Here is a 21,592-nt window from a genome sequence, read left to right as displayed (position 1 = left end):
GGTAATAATGGTTCAATAATTAGCCACTCTTCATCTGTTAAACTGCTTAAATACATAAGTGACAAAACATACTGTTATTTTATCAGTATACTAGATCCCAAATGGGTTCTATAGAAACCATGCTGGAAGCTGCAAAACAATTGCAAGATGAACCAATTCAGTTTGTGTGCATTGGAGGCGGTGCCAAGCGTGAAGAATTAATCAAAGAAGTAAATCGTTTAGGGCTAGAAAATTTTACCTTCCTACCTTATCAAGATAAACAAGTACTTCCCTATTCTTTAACAGCCTGTGATTTATCACTAGTGAGTGTAGATTCAATTACAGAGGGTTTAGTTGTACCTAGTAAACTTTACTCAGCTTTAGCAGCAGGTAGACCAATTGCTGTAATTTGCTCCCAGTCTTCTTACCTTAGAGAAATGGTGGCTGAAGCTAACTGTGGGAGTACATTTGAGAATGGAGATAGTCAAGGGTTAGCGCAATTTATCCGTTTCCTCAGCCGTGACCTCCAAGTAGGCGAACGTATGGGCAAAGCTGGTCGTCAGTATTTGCGATCGCACTTCACACCAAAAGTCATATCTCAACAATACTTACGTGTTCTGCAACGGGCAATATCATCTAATGAAGTTATGCCCAAATCTCAGAGCAATGTAAAGTAAGCTTAGTGAGGTTATTAAAGTTTGGTAATTTCCCAATAATTATCAAATTAATAAAGCCACAAATGTTCAACTACATGGTATAAAAATAGCATCAGCTAAATACAAAGTTAAGAACTTGATTGAATTAAACTGTACTTCAATAAAATTAAGTTATTGATGAGAGTTTAAAAGCTGGTTTCAAGAATTTCCAGAGTTGTGAAATAATTAACCAACAAAGGTAGCAAAAACAAACAAAATTACCATTGTAATTGAACATTTTGGCTGTATTTTGAGGAGTTGGGCTTTGATGGTCTTCTTTTGATCTCAGTCCCTCCAACGCAACCTTCCTTGCCCATAGTTGTTGTCTATACAGGAGGTGAAATTGCAGAGAAGGTGTGACCGAAATCGGAAACGTTCTAAACGACGCGGAATTTACTGTCCGATTCATGGCTGTTATCTTGATAGCGTCAGTCAGAAATATCAGATATTTGCCGATAAACCAGGTCAATTACAACAAAGGGGAATGAGTCGGCGGAATGCCTTAATTTTAGTAGCAAATCGAACAGCCGTTCCTCTCGAAGGAGAATGGTTAGAAGCTTTTTGGTGTGAACACTGCCAACAAACCAAATGGTATCACGTCCGTAAACGTGACGATCATGCTTATGAAATTTCAGCAGCACCACAAGAACTATGGCAACAAGCAACAGGAGTGATTAGTTCTCACGGAAATCCTTCTGTAAGTGAATTTACGCGCAGAAGTGCCAGAGATATTACTTATCAAACTCTTACTGGTTTTCAGGTTGTTAATTAACTAAGCTATTAAACTTCCTTCAGATATAAATCTTCAATCAAGAACTATGAGTAATACGAAAACTGTAGCTAAACAAGAGTTGGTGATTGAAGCGGGACGCACTGAACAGCAGTATTGGAAAGATATATGGCGTTATCGAGAATTATTTTATTTTCTGGCTTGGCGTGACATTTTGGTAAGGTATAAACAAACTGCGATCGGTATTGCTTGGGCATTAATTCGCCCATTTCTGACGATGGTAGTGTTTTCAGTCGTCTTTGGACAGTTAGCAAAACTGCCTTCCCAGGGTGCGCCCTATCCGATTTTAGTATTCTCAGCTATGTTACCTTGGCAATTTTTTGCCAATTCCCTTTCCGAATGCAGCAATAGTTTGATTGGTAATGCCAATTTAATTTCAAAAGTATACTTTCCTCGCCTCATTGTTCCTACCAGTGCAGTGGTAGTTAGCTTTGTAGACTTCATGGTTTCAGGGATAATTTTACTAGGATTAATGGCTTGGTATAATTTTGTTCCTACTTGGCGAATTGTCACCTTACCATTTTTTATTGCCATTGCGTTTGCAGCTTCAATGGGTGCAGGATTATGGCTGGCTTCTTTAAATGTTAAATATAGAGATTTTCGTTATATTGTCCCATTTATTGTTCAGTTTGGATTATACATATCACCAGTAGGATTTAGTAGTACCATAGTTCCCCCACAATGGCGATTTATCTACTCTTTAAACCCAATTGTTGGTGTAATCGATGGTTTTCGTTGGGCAATTTTAGGGGGAGAATCGAACTTATATTTACCCGGATTTTTACTTTCTTTGGGCTTAGTATTTCTATTATTTATCAGTGGAATTTGGTACTTCCGCAGAATGGAACGGACATTTGCTGATGTGATTTAACGATAAAAACTCAATTAAAAATATCTTTGTCCTGTAAATTCAATTATCAGATAAATTTAAAATTAAAACTAATGTCTGACACTATAATTACAGTAGAAAACCTGGGTAAAAAATATATTATTGGACACCAACAGCAGGAAAAGTATACTGCTTTACGAGATGTTATAGCTAATGGTGCCAAAGGTTTATTTAAGTCTTTCCAAAATAGAAAATTTAAATCTTCAAACTATCAGGAAGAGTTTTGGGCGCTAAAAGATGTTTCATTTGAAATTAAGCAAGGTGATAGAGTAGGCATTATTGGACGTAATGGAGCAGGTAAATCAACCCTGTTGAAGATTCTCAGTCGTATTACTGAACCAACCCAAGGAAACATCAAAATTAAAGGTAGAGTTGCTAGTTTGCTGGAGGTAGGTACAGGCTTTCACCCAGAATTGACTGGTAGAGAGAATATCTACCTCAATGGTGCAATTTTAGGGATGAGTAAGGCAGAGATTAAGCAAAAGTTTGATGAAATTGTAGCTTTTGCAGAGGTTGAAAAGTTTTTAGATACACCAGTAAAACGATATTCGTCAGGTATGTATGTGCGCTTGGCATTTGCTGTAGCAGCGCATCTAGAACCTGAGATTTTAGTAGTAGATGAAGTCTTAGCAGTGGGTGATGTAGAGTTTCAAAAAAAATGTTTAGGAAAAATGCAAGATGTTGCACAGGGTGGGCGTACAGTTTTATTTGTTAGCCATAATATGGCGGCTGTACGTCAACTTTGTAATTCTGCTCTTCTTATGAAGAATGGTAGCTTAGTTTTTGAGGGTAGTGCAGAACTTGTAGTTAATCATTATCTGAATGCTACTCAAAGCAAGCCCTTATTTTCAGGAGTTGTTAGTCGTTACGGCATTGCATTAAATGAAGTATTGCTGCAAGATCGTGATACAGGTGATATTACTTACTCTCCTATTTTCAACGGTAACTATTTATTAAAGCTAAAATTACACGGACATGATCCATTATCAGATACGGCAATTGTAGTGAGAATTTATGATGCAATGGGTTCTTTGGTTTCTAGTATTTGTAGTGTAGAAGAAGGTATTCCACCCTTTTTGTTGAAACAAGATGTAGAAGTTATATTTACTCTAGCTACATTAAAGCTTTTTCCTGGTCAATATCGAGCCAGTTTTTTTGTTTACCGTCCAAATGATCCTGTATGTTACTTAGAAGCTGAAGATGCTTTGGTATTTGAGGTTAATCCTTCTATTGTCAATGAAGCGATGTGGCCATATCGTTCTGATCATGGTGTTGTCCGAATTGCTAATTATGGCAGTGTAGTTTACCTATGAGGAGTGCATTCCTGGCAAAAGTACTAATTCAGGTTTACTAAAAGTCTCGAATAAAAATTATTATTCATCATCCAAAGCATATTCCTCATTAATTTATTCTGAGACGCAAATAATACTATTTGATTTAATCTCTAAACTATTATTGTATTATGACTATTAATGTAGTTTGTACTATTGATGACCAATATACACAGCATTGTGCAGTGATGTTATCATCTTTGTTTTTTAATAATGAAAACCATCTTTTTCATGTATATATTATTACTGATGACTCCAATACAACTAGTTTTCATAAACTTAAAACTTTCTTAGAAAAAAGTAAACAACAGTATTCAATAATAGAAATTCACAAAGATATCTTGCTAAAAGCTCCTATAACTCACCACATATCTTTAGCCACATATTTTAGATTATTTATCCCTGAAATCTTACCATCAAATATAGATAAAGTTTTATTTATTGACTCAGATATAGTTATTCGGAAATCTATTGAGACCCTGTGGAATATTGATATTCAAAACTTTAGTCATGCTGCTACTATTGCAGCAGGTATGGATGACTATCCTTCACACATTTTTTTATCAGAAGAATCTTTATATTTCAATGCTGGATTAATGCTAATTAACCTGAAAATCTGGCGTGAACTAAAAATCTTAGAAAGAGGTTGTGAGTTGATTAATCAAAAACCAGAACGCTTGAAATGGTGGGATCAAGATGTTTTAAATATATTACTTCATAATTCTTGGCTACCTATTGATCTAGTCTGGAATGCACAGCCTTTCATCTATGAAGAATCATTGAATAATTATAAATACCAAAGTAGATATGAGAAGTTTAAATATACAGAAGCAAAACTTGATCCAGCAATTGTTCATTTTGTAGGAGGCGGGAGTGCAAAACCTTGGCATTACGCTTGTCAACATCCATTTAAAGATGAATATATAAGATATCTCAGGACTACTCCTTGGAAGAATAGTCAACTTATTGGTAAACCTAGTTTAATTGCTAGGTTACGATTCCAACTTGGTTTAGGTAGTAAATTCCGTAATTTAAAGCATTTAGTGAGCCGAAAATTCGTGTAGTAATAGCTGATGTTAAAGCGCCTCTTTAACGAACAAGAAAAGGTGATAAATATCTGGAGGCGGTTTCGGCTAAAGCTAGTAGGCGTTGATTTAGAATCTTCTTGTTGGATAGACCAGCAAGTATCAGCCACACTTGGCTTTGCTAATGGCACTCCAGGCAAGATTAAATTAGCATCTGAAGTTAGATTAGAACAGGGTGTTATTCTCCAAGCATGGGGAGGAAGCATTGTGATTGATAAGAATGTTTTTATCGGCCCTTATACAGTAATTTATGGTCATGGTGATGTCACAGTTGGTAAAGATACTCTAATTGCTATGCACTGTCGAATACTCTCTTCAAATCATACAATTTCTGATAAAAATAAGCCGATTAGATGTAATCCAGATATTTTATTACCAGTAAATATCGGAGAAGATGTATGGCTTGGCGCGGGAGTTACTATTTTAGGAGGTGTGACTATTGGAAATGGTTGTGTTGTTGGTGCTGGTGCAGTTGTAACTAAAGATTTACCACCTTATTCAGTAGCAGTAGGTGTTCCTGCAAAAGTAGTGAGAAATCGTTTATGAATCCCCTTGTTTCAGTTATTATTCCTACTCATAATCCTAATTACGAGCGGTTACAAAAAACGCTTAATGCTTTAAAAAAACAGACTCTTTTACAGGAAAGCTGGGAACTAATAGTTATAGATAATTTAACACCTGATCCAACATATATTTATAAATTTGATTTTTCCTGGCACAACTATACAAAAGTTGTTAGGGAAGAAAAATTAGGCTTAACAAGAGCAAGAATAGCAGGAATTAAAGCAAGTCAAGGGAAATATCTAGTATTTGTAGATGATGATAATGTTCTTGATGCTAATTACCTAAAGAATGTAATTGATATTTTCCACAATTATCCACATTTGGGTGCAATTGGTGGTAAATCTCTCCCAGATTTTGAAGTCGAACCTGAGTCTTGGGTAAAAGATTTCTGGGTTTGTTTAGCACTACGTAATTTAGGTGAAGAAATTCAAATTTACGCTTTTGATGAACTCCCCAAAAAAGAAAAACAGCATCCTTCCTTTGCTCCTATTGGAGCAGGAATGGCTTTGCAACGCCAAGCTGCATTGCTTTATGTTGATAGTATTGCAGAAAATATCAATAGGCTATCTCTAGATAGAACAGGTAAAAGTTTACAATCTGGAGGTGACTGCGACATTAACTTAACACTTCTCGAAGCTGGTTGGGCAGTAGGTTACTTCCCTCAACTACAATTAACTCATCTTATCTCAGCAAATCGTTTAACTAAAGATTACTTGGCGCGTCTGAATCGTGCTTCATTGCGTTCCTGGGTTCAAGTTTTAGATGCTCATAACATTCATCCTTGGCAGAAAATACCCAGTTGGAGTGTTATTCCCAGGCAGATAAAGGCATTTTTTAGTTATCAACCTTGGAAGAGTCCTGCTAATTACATCAATTGGCAAGGTGCTTGTGGAATGTTTGAGGGATTAGGAACTTTATCGGCTAACCACGGCAATCAACTCTAGTGTTTAATTATATAGATTCAAATTTCACTGAATATTACTTATGAAGTATGTAAAAATTAAGTTATGTTAACTAATAATACAATTAGCACAAATGTTCGCCAGTTAGCCAAGAAATTTCAGTTTGGGGCGATCGCCTATAAGTTATATTATTCTCCTAAGACATTTGTGCAAAGAACTCTGCAAAAAGGCGTTCTCAATGTGGTGACTGACCATTGGTCAAGCCTACAAATGGAAGCAGCCGCTTATAATTTACCATCAATTAATATTAAATCTTCTCAAGAACCTCTAGATATTTATTTTTTGACTGGGCGAAATTTTTGGTATCAGACTTGTTTATGTGCTTACTCGATGGCACAACATACAAACTTGACTTTGCGACCAATTATTTATGATGATGGCTCTTTAGAAAAAAAGTATCAAGACCAAATCATCAAAATTTTTCCCAATGCCAAAATAATTCTCAACTCAGAAATTGAAGAATACATAAATCAATATCTACCCCAGAAAAAATTTCCATATCTCAGAGAACGCCGCTTGAATTATCCAAATCTGCGAAAAGTAACAGATATTCACATTGCCTCTCAAGGATGGAAACTGGTATTAGATTCTGATATGTTATTTTTCCGTACACCAGATTTTCTATTAGACTGGCTCAAATCTCCTCAGCAGCCATGTCATATGGTAGATGTTGAGACTTCCTATGGTTATCCAGAAACTTTGATGGCTTCCTTAGCACAAGCCAATATATCTGAACGCTTGAATGTAGGAATATGTGGTTTAAAAAGTGAGGATATTGATTGGGAAAAATTAGAATATTGGTGCAGAACTATGATAGAGCAGCAAGGCACTCATTATTATCAAGAACAGGCACTTGTCGCTATGCTAATGGCTGGTAAACCTTGTGCAGTTGCACCAGATAAAGAATACATAGTTATGCCTAGTAAAGATGAAGTGATTCAGCCTCAAGCAGTTTTACATCACTATGTAGCAGACTCCAAGCCTTGGTATTTCCGCTATGGCTGGAAGCATATTGTTAAATAGTTTTTGGGATTTAGACCAAAATCAGCGAGTTTTAAGGATGATATGTCAAAAAAATTCTTCTATTTAGGATAAATGGAGGAAGTCGTATGATACCTTTAGTTTCTATACTTATACCTTGCTATAATGCCGAACGTTGGTTAGCTCAAACGTTAGAATCAGCTTTACAGCAAACCTGGAAAAATATAGAAATAATTATAGTAGATGATGGCTCTATTGATGCTAGTGTGACAGTTGCTCAAAAATTTGTATCACACAACGTTAAAGTTATCCTTCAAACTAATCGGGGAGCAAGTGCGGCCAGAAACAAAGCACTTCAGGAAGCCCAAGGAGAATTTATTCAATATCTAGATGCTGATGATTTATTAGCACCTGACAAGATAGAACATCAAATGCAACTTCTAAATTGCGATCGCAATTCAGATGTGATTGCATCAGGAGCATGGGCGAGATTTCACACAAATCCTTCCGAAGCTCAATTTATCCCTCAGCCTCTTTGGGTAAATATGCTACCTGTTGAGTGGCTGGTTTGCGCTTGGGAAGGACATTGGATGATGCACCCTGCTGCTTGGTTAGTTTCTCGTAAAGTTGCTGATAAAGCTGGCATTTGGAATGAAAGTTTGTCATTAAATGACGATGGTGAATATTTTTGTCGTATTCTCTTGGCTAGTCAAGGAGTTAAGTTTTGCTCAGATGCTAAGTCATACTACAGATCAGGTAACTCTCATAGTCTTAGTGGTTCTAAATCTCAAAAAGCATGGGAATCTGCTTTTTTAGCCCTAGAGATTGGTACAAATAATCTTTTGCTAAAAGAAAACAGTCCACGTACACGTCATGCTTGTGCAACCGTGTTTCAACGCTTCATTTATGAAGTTTATCCTGATGTACCTGAATTGAGAAAAAAGGCAGAAGCCAGAGTGAGAAGCTTAGGTGGCTCAGATTTACCGCCTCTAGGGGGTAAGCTTTATTTAGAAATCAGCCGCTTTATAGGTTGGAAATTAGCAAAACGACTGCAAAAGGGAGTTTATAATTTTAGATATTTTCAAGAACCTTATCAGAAAATTTGATAAAAAATCCACACCCATTAATGAAAGTTTTGATCATTATTTTGAATTGCTAGAATCACACTTATTTAATTATGGCTGTTTGTCGTATTTATCTTTGTACTTATCGCCGTCCTCAGCTTCTGCCTCGTGCCTTAGACAGTTTACTGAATCAGACTTTTCAGGACTGGATTTGTGAACTGCACAATGACGACCCGGATGATTCAACACCCAAAGAGTTAGTCGAAAAAATTACAGACCCTAGAATTATTCTAGTAAATCATCCAAAAAACTTGGGCGCAACGCAAACTTTTAATCTAGTTTTTCGCAAAGTCGATGAACCTTTTGTGTCATTACTAGAAGATGATAACTGGTGGAATCCAGACTTCTTAGAAAAAATGCTAGAAGCAATGGAAAAACATCCAGAGGTAGAGGTGGCTTGGTCTAATATGCGGATGTGGCAAGAGCAAGAAAATGGCATCTGGAAAAATTTGCAGACAAGCACTTTCCCCTTATCAATTAAAGAACCCTACAAATTGTGGCATTTTCCGCATAAACATCAAATATTAGGCGCACTACATTCTCAAGGTGCGATGTTAATTAGAAACAAGAATATAGAAAATTATCAAGTTCCGGTTTCTACTCCTTCTGCGATTATTGAACACGTCCGAGAAAGAGCATATAATTATCCGATTTTATTTGTTAATCAAGAATTAGCAAATTTTGCTGTAACCCGTTCAACATCTCGTTCTAAGAATGTAGTGGAATGGGGTGTATCACAATTTCTGCTTGCTGCTAATTTCTTGAGATATATGCCACTTAGTGAGGAAAACATTCAATTAATTTGGCAAGAATTTAGAAGCAAAAAAGTTATTGCTACACCTACATTATTGTGGTCTGCTTTGTTGTATCCAGAATGCCGTTATCTCTTGCATAAAGCAACTTTATATGACTGGTTTGTATTTATTCTCAAAATTTTTAAGCGTCCAATCCAGACCTATCAATTTTTAAAATTTATCAATAATCTTCAGGAACTCCAGAATTTTTTAGAGAGAAATACCAAAACATCAATGCAAAAATCTACAAAATTTAAATTCGATGAGACTTAGTGATATGAAGTGAGATAAAAAATTGATATTAAAAAACAACTATTTTTTATTAGTAGTAAGTTTTAGTATGTATGATAGTTAATACACAAGGATTTACTGGATGAATATCTATGGTCATAGCGATTTCTAATAGTTAATTATATTCCAATGTTGTTTTTTTGATGTTTTAAATGAAAAGTGGAAATGGATTTGTATATGTAGCAACAGGGCAAGGTTATAGGGACGAAGCTTTAAAATCGGCGGATACCTTAAAACGTTCTCAACCTGGTGCAAGGATTTGTCTAGTCACAGATAAAGCACCACAGAAACAGACTCTTTTTGATGATGTTGTTGTGGTTGAATCAGAAAATGTGACTTTTTCTCCCCTAGATAAGACTTTAGCAGTAAGATGTCCCTACGAGCGAGTTGTCTTTCTGGATACCGATACTTCTGTTGTTGGTGAGTTGAAGGAACTGTTTGAGATACTGAATGGTTTTGAAATTGCTCTATTGCCAGAAACTAAGCGAGGTTGGGATTATGAACTTCCAGATGTGCCTCAACCATTCGCGGAATTCAATACTGGAGTGATTGTATTTCGCAATGATGCACGAATAAATGCTCTGTTTGAACAGTGGCGACAGATGTATCAACAGTTACGGCAAAATCCTGGTTTAGTTAATGATCAACCTAGTTTTCGTAGGGTACTATTTCACTCAGATATTCGGGTAGCACCATTGCCTAGTGAGTTTCATTTTCTAGGTAACACAGAAAACTACATTATGTGGGATGCGCGTCTGATTCATGCACGAGGAGATTTAGAAGCGATCGCCTCGCAAGTAAATCGTCGCCTCGGTAGTCGAGTGTATATTCCTGATGTTGGCACGCTGCAAGGCTTTAATGGTCGGCTCAGTTGGGCAATTAAACTTTTAAACTTCTTCTGGAATGGAATTCAGCTTTTGTGGAGGAAGCCAACAGACTCAGCCGGGATGAATCCGGGGAAATGGTGGCTGAAAGAAAAACGCACAAAAGATGCTCAAGTTTAACAATTTTAGAAAAAATACCCTATGTCTGCCATTACACTGCAAATTAACTTATGCCCAGGCGATATTGCTTATGCAGAACTGACAGTTCCCCGGTTGGTGAAGATGTATCGTCCTTTCTGCACTCACATTTTAGCCATTGTGGACTGTTGTCCTCCCCAAACAACTCAGTTTGTCAACGCTATCAAAAAATTTGCTCCAGATGAATTTGCCCAACGAGTTAGTGTTCTGGAAAAAATACTCATCGGTTGGCAACAAGAAGGACTGTTTGACCAAGTTGTTTACCTGAAACCGGATAGTAATATCTTTGCAGGACTGTCTAAGCGATATCTCAGAGGCATTGTTCAAGAAACACATGATGCTTTTGGACATGCTCTCATGTCTTATATGGCAGCTCTAGATATACCAAAAACAAAGTATATCCTTCATTTTGATGCTGACATTTTGATGTACACTCAGCCCGGTAGTACTTGGTTAGAAGAAGCTTGCGATCGCCTAGAAAAAGATTCAACATTAGTTGCTGTCAGTCCACGAATTAGCCCCCCTCCTACACATCCAGATTTAGACCCTGAAATAGCTCCGGCATTACCCAATCATCCTGAAAGTGGATGGCTATCCACCTGGAAAACTCACTCAGTCGAAGGAGGCTGGTTAAGTGATTGGATTAGTAACCGTTGCTTTTTGGTGGATAAAGAACGCTTACAAAAATTACAACCTCTAATTGCTGATGACGAAAAATTGAGCGTTCGTTTTTATGCTCAACTACATCAACTAGCTAGGCGTTTAGCTAAAGGTAGCTGGTTAGGAAACTTAGGAGATTTACCACAACTACAACCAGGTGACTCCTTCAGCCGTCGTCTGAGAAACATTGTTAAATATCGTCTATTACCTATATACCCTCAACCACCAGAGGTTATGCTACACGCCAAGTTACGCCGCGAAGGACTCCATTGTTTATACCTCTCCAGGAAAGATGCTTGGTATGTACATCCTACGACAAAACCTGCTGATTTCATCCAACTATTACCTCAACTCATCCCAGCAATTGATCGAGGAGAAGCACCAAAGGAACAACAGAGATGTTCAGAGATACGCTTACATTTCTGGAAAGAGTATTTACAAGTTAAGAACCTTGTTTGATGCTTCAACAAGTAAATAAAACAGTAAACGCATTTTTTAATAAAAGATTGCATGAATATTTCAAAAATTGCTAAAGAGCTAGGTTTGTTTAGCAAAATTCAACCAGAAATCAGTAATTTAAATCGAGAAGAAAAGCGAAATAGCTATGATTGGAATCTAGAAGGCTTAAGGGGATATGCCGCCATCACTGTCGGTTTATTTCATGTATTCGCCTTTAAGAATGTACTTGATCCTGCTTATTCAAGCAATGAATATATAGGTCAGCTTTTGCCTGGGCTACCAGCAGTTATGCTTTTTTTTATGCTTTCAGGCTATGTTATCGGATTAACGAATACAACAGAATTTTCTGGTAGAGCAGTTAGAAAATACCTGATTCGTCGAGCAATTCGTTTAATCCCAATTTATTGGATTGTTGTAATCTTTTCTTTTTTATGCTATCCAGTAGACCAACCTACAACTGTTGTCGGCAACTTATTTTTCTTACAACAAGTCTTTGTACCGACAATTACCAATAACTCTGCTTTATGGAGTTTAACTTATGAAGTAGGATACTATTTAATATTTCTTTTTATTTGGGGGTTTAAACCAAAGCTAGTAAATGTATTAATTGTCTCTTTAGCTATTAGTATTTTTGGCTGGTTCTCACCAGATTTACATCCTACGCTACAACTATTTTGTAGTTTTATATCAGGCTGGATATTCTGGATTACTGGTTTATGGTTAGCATGGAAAATCAATCCTAAGCCGTCTAAAAAAGTCCCTGTATTTAGTTATTTGTTTTTGTTTATTGCGGTTACACTTATACGCCCCTTGTCTTTTATTTTGCAAGAATTTGGTTTTGTCAACCCCAATGCAGGAGGAGTAAACTTTAGTGTGCTTGGGATACTTCCCATCTGTCTATTATTATTTGTAGAAATTACTCAACGCCGATTTATAGGATATCAATTCTTGCGCCTAATTTGTCTATTGATTCCAATAGCTTATATCACACCATTAATGCTACAGGGTCGTCTACTTGAGAATAGTTTTTGGATTACACCCGCAGCATTAATCTTTCTTACAATAATTTTCTGGCGATACAAAATGAATATCTCTGTAGTAGCTAAATTGGCTCCTATGGGACAAATTTCTTACACATTTTATATCCTGCACATGCCTATCATAAAGTTGATTCATGACTACTTTCCTTGGCAGGGAACATTATGGAGCTTTTGCTTAAGATTCCTGCTTTGGTCGTCAATTACTGTTGGTATCTCTATTTTCCTTGATTTAGTGATGCAGCCAGTTATTAAAAATCGACTATCTAGACTGCTACTTCAGCATTAACATCAATTTTTAACCAAACTCAAATCAACTTTAGTTTATTACAAACTAATGGTGCAGATGACCCCAAATATACTGTCAAAACCTTCTGTCACATTAGCTCATCTTATGCCTGCTCCTTTTGTCCAACAAGTAGGCAAAGCCTTGTTAGAGGCTGGGATGTTGAATCAATTTGTCACGACTTTAGTTGATCGCCCTAGTGCAGAATATTTAAATAATTTATGTAAGGTAGCATCAATATTCAAATTTGATTTAAAAAAACAGCTATCTCGCCGCGCTCTTACAGAAATTCCAGATTCACTTGTTAAAGATTATCCATTCCCGGAAATTATTCGGCTTTTAGTTGGTAAATTAGACAAAGATAAAAGATTAACTGATATTGTTTTTCATTGGGAGAATGCAGGCTTTGACAATTGGGCTGCTCGTCAATCACTAAACGGCTCCCAAGCAGTTTATGCCTATGAATATAATTGCCTAGCCACTTTTCAAACTGCCAAACAACATAACATTGCTTGCATTTATGATGTTCCCTCCCCTGAACATGATTATGTAGAAAATTTATTATCTCAAGAACAGGAAATATACCCTGAACTTGATACACCTTATCGGAAATATTGCAAAGCTCGTCAAAAGAATCGTACCCAGCGACGTAGGCAAGAATGGCAACTAGCTGATGTCATTATCACTAATTCTGAATTTACTAAAGCATCATACGCTGCTGCTGGTTTGGATGTAGAAAAAGTCAAAGTCGTGCCTTTAGGTGCGCCTCCAATTACTAAAGAAGTATCTCTGGGTAGTTCGGAAGTACAACCTTTAAAGTTTCTGTGGGCAGGAACATTTGGCATTCGCAAAGGTGGCCATTATTTATTGAAAGCTTGGCAAAAATTGCAGCCTAATTCTCACGCTTGTCTTGATGTTTTTGGTGCTTTAGGACTACCTAGTGCTTTAGTAAATGATTTGCCCAGGGAAATCAAAATTTCTGGAACTGTTCCCCGTACTGAACTTGATGAACTTTATCGCCAAGCTGATGTGCTGGTATTTCCAACTTTATGTGACGGCTTTGGTATGGTTGTAACTGAAGCCTTTGCTCAGGGTTTACCAGTGATCACTACCAACCAGGCTGGTGCGGCTGACTTGGTAAAACATGGTGTTAACGGCTTGATTATTCCTGCCGGAGATGTTGATGCTTTAGCTGAGGCTTTGGACTGGTGTTTAACCCATAGACAGGAACTTAAAGAGATGCGAAAAGCGGCACTAGAGACAGCTGCTAGTTGGCAATGGTCTGATTATCGCCGCGTTTTGATTGACAATATATTGAATGGACTAACAGTGGCTGGCTACACCTTATGAAACAGCAACGAATATGTCTAGTTAGCCCTGGTCACGTTGCTTCTAACCCGCGATTAGTGAAAGAGGCGAATGCTTTGCATGAAGCTGGCTTTCAAGTCAGGGTGGTTGCTGGAGATTACATGGCAGCGATTCGCCCCTTAGACCAAACTATTTTGTCACAAGCTCCTTGGGCTTGGGTGCTGGTGGGCTTGGGGTCAAAGCCAAGTTATTTAGCTCGTAGGCTGTGGCAAAATATTGCTCGTCGTGTAACAAAAACTGGCTGGATTCCCCACATATCAATTGCGATTTGGGCGCATAGTTTAGTAAGTTTTCAGCTGGCTAAGGCTGCTGCTGCTGAACCAGCCGATTTGTACATTGCTCATAATTTAGCAGCACTCCCCGCAGCAGCCCTAGCGGCTCAACGTCACCAGGCTCGATTGGGTTTTGATGCTGAAGACTTTCATGTGGGTGAGTTACCTGATACACCAGAGTATCAGGCGGAAATTGCTGTGCGCGATCGCATTGAACGCACTTTTTTACCGCTATGTCATCACTTAACTGCTGCTTCACCAGGAATTGCGACTGCTTATGCTCAACGCTACGGAGTAAAAATGCAGTCAATCCTCAATGTATGCCCCCTTGGGGAAGCACCTGCATCACCCTGTGAACGCAAATCCTCAGAACCCTCGCTTTACTGGTTTTCCCAAACTATTGGCCCTGGTAGGGGGCTGGAATCAATTATCCAGGCAATGGGACAAATGCAAACTCCTGTACATCTGCATCTACGTGGTCTTCCGGCTGCTGGATATGCACAACAGCTAATGGAGTTAGCGCAAAAGGTGGGAGTAGGCGATCGCCTGCATTTGCTACCCTCTGCACCCCCATCAGAAATGGTGCGCCTAGCTGCCATTCATGACCTAGGCTTATGTTTAGAATTAAATCAACCCTTAAATCGAGCTATCTGTTTGACAAACAAAATTTTTACCTATCTTTTAGCAGGTTTACCCATACTGATGAGTAAAACACCTGCCCAAGAAGAAATTTATGAAGAATTAAAAGCAGCAGCTTTATTAGCCAATATTGATGATCCAGGTGCGATCGCCATTGCTTTGGATACTTGGTTTTCTAACCCAGATAAATTGCAACTATCTCATACTAAAGCTTGGGAATTAGGACAACAAATTTATAATTGGGATGTAGAACAACAAAAGTTTTTATTCTTGATCAATAACGCTTTAGAATAATTTAACTGAGCATCATTTAAAAATAAGACTAATTCAACTATGAATCAAGAAACCTTAATTAAATACTCAGAAGGATTTGCTAAAAAATTAGAACATCAGCCAATCAAGTCGAGATTACGATTATTCTCATTTTGGTTGCAGCGTATTAGGAAAAATTTGCGCCTACAGCAACTGAATAGTAGTTTATCGGAAGATGATTATAACTCACTTGTCAAAGTGCCGTTTTGTTTACAAGATCCACCTTATAAATATCAAGGCTACCAAGGCCCTTGGATAGAAGATTTTTTCTATGAGTATTGGGTTAATAATCATCTCCGTAAGCACCTGACCTACTTACCAATTTTGTTTGACAGCTTCTTTTTTCACAGTCAAGTACATAAATATACACCTAGACAGTTTAAATATATTTATAGTCAGATGCTACAAGTTTTACAAGAAAGTATCCATCCTGATAAAATATACTTTACTATTCTAGGAATGTATGATTTCCCTATTTGGGACTGGCATAATTTTCCCAAAAATGTATTAGTTTTTAGTGCTGGTGGTGGTGGTGATGTTCCAATTCCACTATTAAAAGGAAGTCCAGAATTCAAATGCCCTACTAAAGAAATATTAGTGTCTTTTATGGGTAGATTAGATGGAGCAAGTAATTCTGGAAATGTCCGCCAAAAAATGTATGAAACCCTGAAAGAGGTTGCTTATTTTGGACAAGGATCTCACTGGCGTAGTGTGATGGAAAAATCAACATTTACCCTCTGTCCCCGTGGACTTGGACAAACGAGTTTTCGCTTGTACGAAGCAATTAGTGTAGGATCAATTCCCATTTATATTTGGGACGATATAGAGTGGTTGCCTTATCAAGATGTCTTGGATTGGTCGGAAATTGCCATCAGTGTGAATAGCAAAGACATAGATAAAATTCCAGACTTGATTAAGGCTCATTCCCCGGAAGATATTTTCCGAAAACAGCAACGTATAGCAGAATTATACCTAAAGTTTTTCACTCTTGAAGCTGTTTGTGAAAATATTGTCAGAATGTTGGATAATTTTAATTCAATGACAGATGTTATACAAATTACTAGTAAACGAAGAATATAGGCAATTTATATGAGCTTAGTTCAGAAATATAGTTGTAAAATCCGTTTTGCTATGTCTCGTCTGCCTTACTTTCCCATTAAGTATTGGCTGACTGATGAGGATATAAAACCTGTGCCAGTTTTATGGTCAAAAATTATGCCATTTTTCAACTCTGAGAAAGGTTTTTTTAACTTTGAGCTTTGGGGTTGGGATGTACGTGAGTTACGCTTTTTGAATAGGTTTATTTCACCAGGAATGGTATTTCTGGATATAGGTGCTTATCATGGAATTTACTCAATAATAGCAGGGAGAAAAGTATCAACTACAGGTAAAGTATATACATTTGAACCAACACCAAGTCATTATCGTCGCATTAATCATCATCTTTGGCTCAATAAAATTGAAAATGTTGTAGTTGAGCAATTGGCTTTAAGTGATTCAGATGGCACAACAGAGTTTCATATTCCGGTGAATGGAGTAATGACTGTAGGTAGTTTAAAACCTTCATTATTTAGTAGAGGTAAACTCAAGGCAATTACTGTAGAAACAACCCGATTAGATACTTATATAGAAAAACAAAAAATAGAAAAAATCGACATCATTAAAGTTGATGTGGAAGGTGCAGAAATGCTTTTTTTTGAAGGAGCTAAAGCCACATTCAAGCATTTCCAACCTTTATTAATTTTGGAAGCAATTGATGTTGCCTGTGAGCCGTGGGGTTATAAAGCATCTGCTTTGTTGTCTAAAGTTCAACAAGACTATGATTATGTTTTGTATGAATTTGATGAGCAGGGTTATCTCAGTCCACACAATATTTGTGAAACTTACCCATCTGTGAGCAATGCAAACTTTTTGGCAGTTCCCAGGATCAAAGTTGATTGTATAAAACCTTTCTTAACTGCACATAGATAATCATTGAAATATGCTATACCTTAGCATTATTTAATCATTGTGTAATTGATATGACTAGCTTTTGTTCAGGAAAAATTAACTATTATTTAAACCTATGTATAATAATATTTTAGGCGCATTAAAGGAACAAGTAAAGAACCAAATCCATAAAAGAGGATGGATAGTTTGCCAATTGAGGAACTTACCAGCAGGCATAGATATTGCTTATGACCTATCCAATAGGATTAACTCATATAATTTTAAAACGATATTTGATTGTGGCGCTCATAGAGGTGAAACTGCAATCAATTTTAGCAAGAAATTTCCATCAGCCAAAATATATTCATTTGAGCCGGTTCAAAGCAATTTTGAATCATTAAGAAAGAATGTAGAGAAGTATCCTCAAATTTCCTCTTACAATTTCGCGTTGGGAGATAAGGAAGAAACTATAGCTATTCAGATAAATTCAGATTCACAAACTCATTCTCTAAAGAACAGAGTTACGGAAAATGAAAAACAAAATTCAGAAGTTATTCAGGTCATAACTATTGATAGTTTTTTATCTTCTCATTGTATAGCCAGTATAGACTTACTAAAGATTGACACAGAAGGGTATGAGCTTAACGTATTACAAGGAGCCAAGCAAAGCCTAACAAGCAACAAGATAAACTTTGTTATAGCTGAAGCAACAATTTTAGAAAATAATAATTACCATACTAACATTAGGTTAATAGACGATTATTTGAAATTATATGGATATCAAATAACAACTATTTATGATCAGGTTATTTGGAATAATCCTAGTCGATTGCTATATTTTAATGTACTTTTCTCAAGAAAGTAAAATAATATACCAAAAAGTAACAGTGACTGGCGGCATAGACAAACAATAGCTAAACCAGAGAGATGAAAATTCTGCTAACAGCTGATCCGGAATTACCAGTACCACCAAAACTATACGGTGGTATTGAACGTATTGTTGATTTACTTGTAACAGGATTGCAGGCGCGTGGACACACTGTGGGACTGGTGGCTCACCTTGACTCAACATCACCTGCAAATCAGTCTTTCGCTTGGATGGGAAAGCGATCGCAAAACAAATTTGATGCACTGCAAAATACAATCACCCTATGGTCAGCAGTACAGCAGTTTCAGCCTGATATTATTCATAGTTTCTCTCGCATCCTTTACTTATTACCTCTGTTATCTGCACGTCTCCCCAAAGTGATGTCTTATCAGAGATATCCCAGCCATCGCACCACTAGCTGGGCTGTCAAACTTGCCAAGGGTTCTCTAACTTTTACAGGTTGTAGTGATTATATTTGTAAAACTGGAAAAACTTCTGGAGGAGTTTGGCATACTATTCACAACTGTGTCGAAATAGAAAAATACACTTTCCAACCAAAGGTAGCTTCCGATGCACCTTTAGTATTTCTCAGCCGAGTAGAACGGATTAAAGGAGCGCATACCGCTATTGCCATTGCCAAAAAAACTGGACGTAACTTAATCATTGCTGGAAATCATGCCACAACTGGGGAAGCAGGTAAATACTGGCAAGAAGAAATCGTTCCTCATTTAGGCAAAGATGGCATTGAGTATGTTGGCGCTGTCAACGACATTCAGAAAAATGAACTTTTGGGACAAGCGGCGGCGATGATTGTACCAATAGAATGGGAAGAACCTTTTGGGATTGTTTTTGCAGAAGCTCTGGCTTGTGGCACACCTGTGATATCTTGCCCTAGAGGAGCATTACCAGAGATTATCAGGCAAGGTACTGATGGTTATTTAATTAATACTCTTGATGAAGGGGTTATTGCTGTTAACAAATTGTCCAATATTGAACGTGAACAATGTCGTCAACGGGCAGAGACAAGTTTTTCCGCCTCGGTGATTCTGGAACAATATGAAAAACTGTATCATAGCGTTGTATTTTAATTAAAAAACATGATTACAAAAACAGTTTCTCTACCTTTACCTCTAAAGTGGATACAACCACTAGATTTTCAGCAGAAATTAGGAATTTGTGAACGATTTTTTGGTAAAGCGATCGCTGGAAATGGTGTTTGTTGGGTGGATACTGGAGCCGGAATCCCCTGGAAACTTGATTTGACTAATTGCACCCATCGCTGGATTGTTTATGGTAAATATGAAGGTGCTGCATTTCTCAACTGGGCAAGAAAATTTCTCCCTAGTGATGGGATGATTGTAGACTCAGGTGCAAATATTGGCCAAATGTTAATGTACTTATCTCAATGGATACCACAAGGAAAAGTATTAGCATTTGAACCTGGTACGGAAGCAGGTAACTGGTTAGAAGAGTGTTTAGCAATTAATAGCAATCTCCCTGTAGAAGTAATCCGGGCTGGACTTGGTGCATCAAAGGCTCAATTACGTCTGCAACATATTGGAGATAGTTTGGGACATGGCGCTTGGAGTAAAATATCAGAAACTGAAGGTGAAGTAATTCAAATAGTACGTCTAGAAGACGAATTAGCCGCACGTTCTATTACCAATGTAGATTTGTGGAAATTGGATGTAGAAGGTTATGAAATTCCAGCCTTACAGGGTGCGGAAACTTTCTTAAAAGAGCAACGGATCAAAGCTATTTACGCTGAGATGTTTGAAGAAAATGGGCAGCGAATTCGAGATTATCTCATACAGTTTGGGTATAAATGCTACCTATTTGACTCGCAAGGTAAAATTTACTCTCCAAGCAAATGGCCAAACTCTACTAACGGACTGTTTTTGCCTAATTAAACTTGATATGCGATGTATCCTACTTTGAAGCGTAAAGTTTTAATCGTCAGTCCCCATTTTCCACCCATCAATGCGCCAGACCATCAAAGGGTGCGAATGTCTCTACCTTACATGGAAGAATTTGGCTGGGAGCCTCACATTCTAACGGTGCGTCCCGACTGTGTTCAAGGTGTTCAAGACTCAATACTGGCCAAAACAATTCCCTCTCATATTCCCATTACATACACTGGTGCATTACCTGTGCAACAAACTCGACGCATTGGGATGAGCAGTTTAGGGTTGAGGTGTTTTCCTTATTTACTTCAAGCAGGCGATCGCTTACTCCATCAACAAAAATTTGATTTAGTTTACTTTTCCACCACTATATTTGTCACTATGGTGCTGGGTAGTAGATGGTATCATCGCTTTAATATACCTTACATTCTTGACTTTCAAGACCCTTGGTTGAGCGATTATTACAAACAAGCACAAACTTTACCACCAGGAGGACGCTTCAAGTATGGATTTGCTAGACTCCAGGCAAAACTATTAGAACCAAAAGCTTTAAGTAAAGTTGCTCATATCATTAGCGTTTCACCAGCATATCCCAAAACTTTACAACAACGCTATCCACATCTACAAGCACAACAGTTTACTGTTCTACCTTTTGGCGCTCCCGAACCTGATTTTGCTGCACTTTCTGGACTGAATATTCCACAAAAAATATTTAATCCCAATGATGGTAAACGTCATTGGGTATATGTAGGACGAGGTGGCTATGATATGACTTTGGCTGTGCGGTCTTTATTTTTGGGTATTCAGTCCCATCGTCGCCAGAACCCAGAAATTTGGCAGTCGGTACAGTTGCACTTTGTTGGTACTAGCTATGCTCCAGGGAATCAAGCTGTCAAAACCATAGAGCCGATATCCCAAGAACTAGGTATTGCAGACTTAGTGAGAGAACATCCCCATCGTATTCCTTATTTTGAAGCACTACAAGTTCTTGCTGACAGCGATGCTATTGTCTTGATAGGTTCTGATGATCCTGACTATACAGCCTCAAAACTCTATCCCTGCATTCTAGCCCGTAAACCAATTCTTGCCATTTTTCATTACCAAAGTTCTGTAGTTGATATCTTGCAACGTTGTCAAGCCGGCCAAGCTGTCACCTTTACTTCACAACAACAGCCCAAAGATTTACAATCTTCAGTCATTACTCAAATCAATTGGTTACTATCTATAAATAAAGGATTCCAACCAAATATCAATTGGTCAGCCTTTCAGCCCTATACAGCTAGGGAAATGACTCACAAGCAATGTGCCATCTTTGATAGGTGTGTTACTGCTGCACGATAAAGTAATTAAT

At 37.6% G+C, this 21,592-nt stretch carries 20 protein-coding genes and 1 pseudogene; all 21 read left to right on the top strand.

The window, feature by feature from the left end; translation table 11 throughout:
- Nucleotides 1-116 precede the first annotated feature (116 nt).
- Nucleotides 117-656, top strand: a pseudogene (locus H6G79_RS02180) (glycosyltransferase family 4 protein); the annotation flags it as partial.
- Between the two features lie 361 nt (nt 657-1,017).
- Nucleotides 1,018-1,446: a hypothetical protein gene (locus H6G79_RS02175; RefSeq protein ID WP_190588193.1), complete on the top strand. Its 429-nt coding sequence runs from the start codon at nt 1,018-1,020 to the stop codon at nt 1,444-1,446.
- 46 nt (nt 1,447-1,492) lie between these two features.
- Nucleotides 1,493-2,335 carry an ABC transporter permease gene (locus H6G79_RS02170; protein WP_190588192.1) on the top strand — a complete coding sequence of 281 codons (843 nt, stop codon included), beginning with the start codon at nt 1,493-1,495 and terminating at the stop codon, nt 2,333-2,335.
- Nucleotides 2,336-2,406: 71 nt separating this feature from the next.
- Nucleotides 2,407-3,666 carry a polysaccharide ABC transporter ATP-binding protein gene (locus H6G79_RS02165; protein ID WP_190588191.1) on the top strand — a complete coding sequence of 420 codons (1,260 nt, stop codon included), beginning with the start codon at nt 2,407-2,409 and terminating at the stop codon, nt 3,664-3,666.
- 149 nt (nt 3,667-3,815) lie between these two features.
- Entirely contained in the window at nt 3,816-4,748 is a 933-nt protein-coding gene (locus tag H6G79_RS02160; RefSeq protein ID WP_190588190.1) for a glycosyltransferase family 8 protein, read from the top strand.
- A 9-nt stretch (nt 4,749-4,757) separates the two neighbouring features.
- On the top strand, nt 4,758-5,315 hold the full coding sequence (locus tag H6G79_RS02155; protein ID WP_190588189.1) for a DapH/DapD/GlmU-related protein: 558 nt from the start codon (nt 4,758-4,760) through the stop codon (nt 5,313-5,315).
- Nucleotides 5,312-6,277, top strand: coding sequence for a glycosyltransferase (locus tag H6G79_RS02150; RefSeq protein WP_190588188.1), 966 nt, complete (start codon nt 5,312-5,314; stop codon nt 6,275-6,277). The genes H6G79_RS02155 and H6G79_RS02150 overlap by 4 nt, the downstream gene beginning before the upstream one ends.
- A gap of 63 nt (nt 6,278-6,340) precedes the next feature.
- Nucleotides 6,341-7,318, top strand: a complete 978-nt coding sequence (locus tag H6G79_RS02145; protein ID WP_190588187.1) for a glycosyl transferase — start codon at nt 6,341-6,343, stop codon at nt 7,316-7,318.
- 86 nt (nt 7,319-7,404) lie between these two features.
- Complete coding sequence (locus H6G79_RS02140) at nt 7,405-8,382, top strand: glycosyltransferase family 2 protein (protein WP_190588186.1); 978 nt, start codon at nt 7,405-7,407, stop codon at nt 8,380-8,382.
- Between the two features lie 71 nt (nt 8,383-8,453).
- Nucleotides 8,454-9,467, top strand: coding sequence for a glycosyltransferase family 2 protein (locus H6G79_RS02135; RefSeq protein ID WP_190588185.1), 1,014 nt, complete (start codon nt 8,454-8,456; stop codon nt 9,465-9,467).
- A 170-nt stretch (nt 9,468-9,637) separates the two neighbouring features.
- Nucleotides 9,638-10,489 (top strand): glycosyltransferase, encoded by an 852-nt coding sequence (locus H6G79_RS02130; RefSeq protein ID WP_190588184.1) that lies wholly within the window; start codon nt 9,638-9,640, stop codon nt 10,487-10,489.
- A gap of 21 nt (nt 10,490-10,510) precedes the next feature.
- Nucleotides 10,511-11,626, top strand: coding sequence for a hypothetical protein (locus H6G79_RS02125; protein WP_190588183.1), 1,116 nt, complete (start codon nt 10,511-10,513; stop codon nt 11,624-11,626).
- A gap of 51 nt (nt 11,627-11,677) precedes the next feature.
- Entirely contained in the window at nt 11,678-12,952 is a 1,275-nt protein-coding gene (locus H6G79_RS02120; protein ID WP_190588182.1) for an acyltransferase, read from the top strand.
- 105 nt (nt 12,953-13,057) lie between these two features.
- Entirely contained in the window at nt 13,058-14,299 is a 1,242-nt protein-coding gene (locus tag H6G79_RS02115; RefSeq protein ID WP_190588181.1) for a glycosyltransferase family 4 protein, read from the top strand.
- A complete protein-coding gene (locus H6G79_RS02110; protein WP_190588180.1) occupies nt 14,296-15,522 on the top strand; it encodes a glycosyltransferase in 1,227 nt (408 codons plus the stop codon). The genes H6G79_RS02115 and H6G79_RS02110 overlap by 4 nt, the downstream gene beginning before the upstream one ends.
- A 39-nt stretch (nt 15,523-15,561) precedes the next feature.
- Nucleotides 15,562-16,620 carry an exostosin family protein gene (locus H6G79_RS02105; RefSeq protein ID WP_190588179.1) on the top strand — a complete coding sequence of 353 codons (1,059 nt, stop codon included), beginning with the start codon at nt 15,562-15,564 and terminating at the stop codon, nt 16,618-16,620.
- Between the two features lie 9 nt (nt 16,621-16,629).
- Complete coding sequence (locus H6G79_RS02100) at nt 16,630-17,511, top strand: FkbM family methyltransferase (RefSeq protein WP_190588178.1); 882 nt, start codon at nt 16,630-16,632, stop codon at nt 17,509-17,511.
- A 94-nt stretch (nt 17,512-17,605) separates the two neighbouring features.
- The gene (locus H6G79_RS02095) at nt 17,606-18,334 is read left to right on the top strand and encodes an FkbM family methyltransferase (RefSeq protein WP_190588177.1); all 729 of its coding nucleotides are present in this window, start codon (nt 17,606-17,608) and stop codon (nt 18,332-18,334) included.
- 62 nt (nt 18,335-18,396) lie between these two features.
- On the top strand, nt 18,397-19,425 hold the full coding sequence (locus tag H6G79_RS02090; RefSeq protein WP_190588176.1) for a glycosyltransferase: 1,029 nt from the start codon (nt 18,397-18,399) through the stop codon (nt 19,423-19,425).
- A 9-nt stretch (nt 19,426-19,434) separates the two neighbouring features.
- A complete protein-coding gene (locus tag H6G79_RS02085; RefSeq protein ID WP_190588175.1) occupies nt 19,435-20,247 on the top strand; it encodes an FkbM family methyltransferase in 813 nt (270 codons plus the stop codon).
- Nucleotides 20,248-20,259: 12 nt separating this feature from the next.
- Complete coding sequence (locus tag H6G79_RS02080) at nt 20,260-21,582, top strand: hypothetical protein (protein WP_242048167.1); 1,323 nt, start codon at nt 20,260-20,262, stop codon at nt 21,580-21,582.
- Nucleotides 21,583-21,592: the final 10 nt, after the last annotated feature.

It is taken from the genome of Anabaena sp. FACHB-83, from assembly GCF_014697485.1.
Classification (GTDB): Bacteria; Cyanobacteriota; Cyanobacteriia; order Cyanobacteriales; family Nostocaceae; genus Nostoc_B.
Note: the sequence above shows the minus strand (reverse complement) of the source record. Positions and strands in the feature narration are given on the sequence as shown.

What these genes read in the sequence shown, in the direction of transcription:
- H6G79_RS02170 (WP_190588192.1), top strand. Translation starts at nt 1,493, where the DNA reads ATGAGTAATACGAAAACTGTAGCTAAACAAGAGTTGGTGATTGAAGCG.
- H6G79_RS02165 (WP_190588191.1), top strand. Translation starts at nt 2,407, where the DNA reads ATGTCTGACACTATAATTACAGTAGAAAACCTGGGTAAAAAATATATT.
- H6G79_RS02160 (WP_190588190.1), top strand. Translation starts at nt 3,816, where the DNA reads ATGACTATTAATGTAGTTTGTACTATTGATGACCAATATACACAGCAT.
- H6G79_RS02155 (WP_190588189.1), top strand. Translation starts at nt 4,758, where the DNA reads ATGTTAAAGCGCCTCTTTAACGAACAAGAAAAGGTGATAAATATCTGG.
- H6G79_RS02150 (WP_190588188.1), top strand. Translation starts at nt 5,312, where the DNA reads ATGAATCCCCTTGTTTCAGTTATTATTCCTACTCATAATCCTAATTAC.
- H6G79_RS02145 (WP_190588187.1), top strand. Translation starts at nt 6,341, where the DNA reads ATGTTAACTAATAATACAATTAGCACAAATGTTCGCCAGTTAGCCAAG.
- H6G79_RS02140 (WP_190588186.1), top strand. Translation starts at nt 7,405, where the DNA reads ATGATACCTTTAGTTTCTATACTTATACCTTGCTATAATGCCGAACGT.
- H6G79_RS02135 (WP_190588185.1), top strand. Translation starts at nt 8,454, where the DNA reads ATGGCTGTTTGTCGTATTTATCTTTGTACTTATCGCCGTCCTCAGCTT.
- H6G79_RS02130 (WP_190588184.1), top strand. Translation starts at nt 9,638, where the DNA reads ATGAAAAGTGGAAATGGATTTGTATATGTAGCAACAGGGCAAGGTTAT.
- H6G79_RS02125 (WP_190588183.1), top strand. Translation starts at nt 10,511, where the DNA reads ATGTCTGCCATTACACTGCAAATTAACTTATGCCCAGGCGATATTGCT.
- H6G79_RS02120 (WP_190588182.1), top strand. Translation starts at nt 11,678, where the DNA reads ATGAATATTTCAAAAATTGCTAAAGAGCTAGGTTTGTTTAGCAAAATT.
- H6G79_RS02115 (WP_190588181.1), top strand. Translation starts at nt 13,058, where the DNA reads ATGCCTGCTCCTTTTGTCCAACAAGTAGGCAAAGCCTTGTTAGAGGCT.
- H6G79_RS02110 (WP_190588180.1), top strand. Translation starts at nt 14,296, where the DNA reads ATGAAACAGCAACGAATATGTCTAGTTAGCCCTGGTCACGTTGCTTCT.
- H6G79_RS02105 (WP_190588179.1), top strand. Translation starts at nt 15,562, where the DNA reads ATGAATCAAGAAACCTTAATTAAATACTCAGAAGGATTTGCTAAAAAA.
- H6G79_RS02100 (WP_190588178.1), top strand. Translation starts at nt 16,630, where the DNA reads ATGAGCTTAGTTCAGAAATATAGTTGTAAAATCCGTTTTGCTATGTCT.
- H6G79_RS02095 (WP_190588177.1), top strand. Translation starts at nt 17,606, where the DNA reads ATGTATAATAATATTTTAGGCGCATTAAAGGAACAAGTAAAGAACCAA.
- H6G79_RS02090 (WP_190588176.1), top strand. Translation starts at nt 18,397, where the DNA reads ATGAAAATTCTGCTAACAGCTGATCCGGAATTACCAGTACCACCAAAA.
- H6G79_RS02085 (WP_190588175.1), top strand. Translation starts at nt 19,435, where the DNA reads ATGATTACAAAAACAGTTTCTCTACCTTTACCTCTAAAGTGGATACAA.
- H6G79_RS02080 (WP_242048167.1), top strand. Translation starts at nt 20,260, where the DNA reads ATGTATCCTACTTTGAAGCGTAAAGTTTTAATCGTCAGTCCCCATTTT.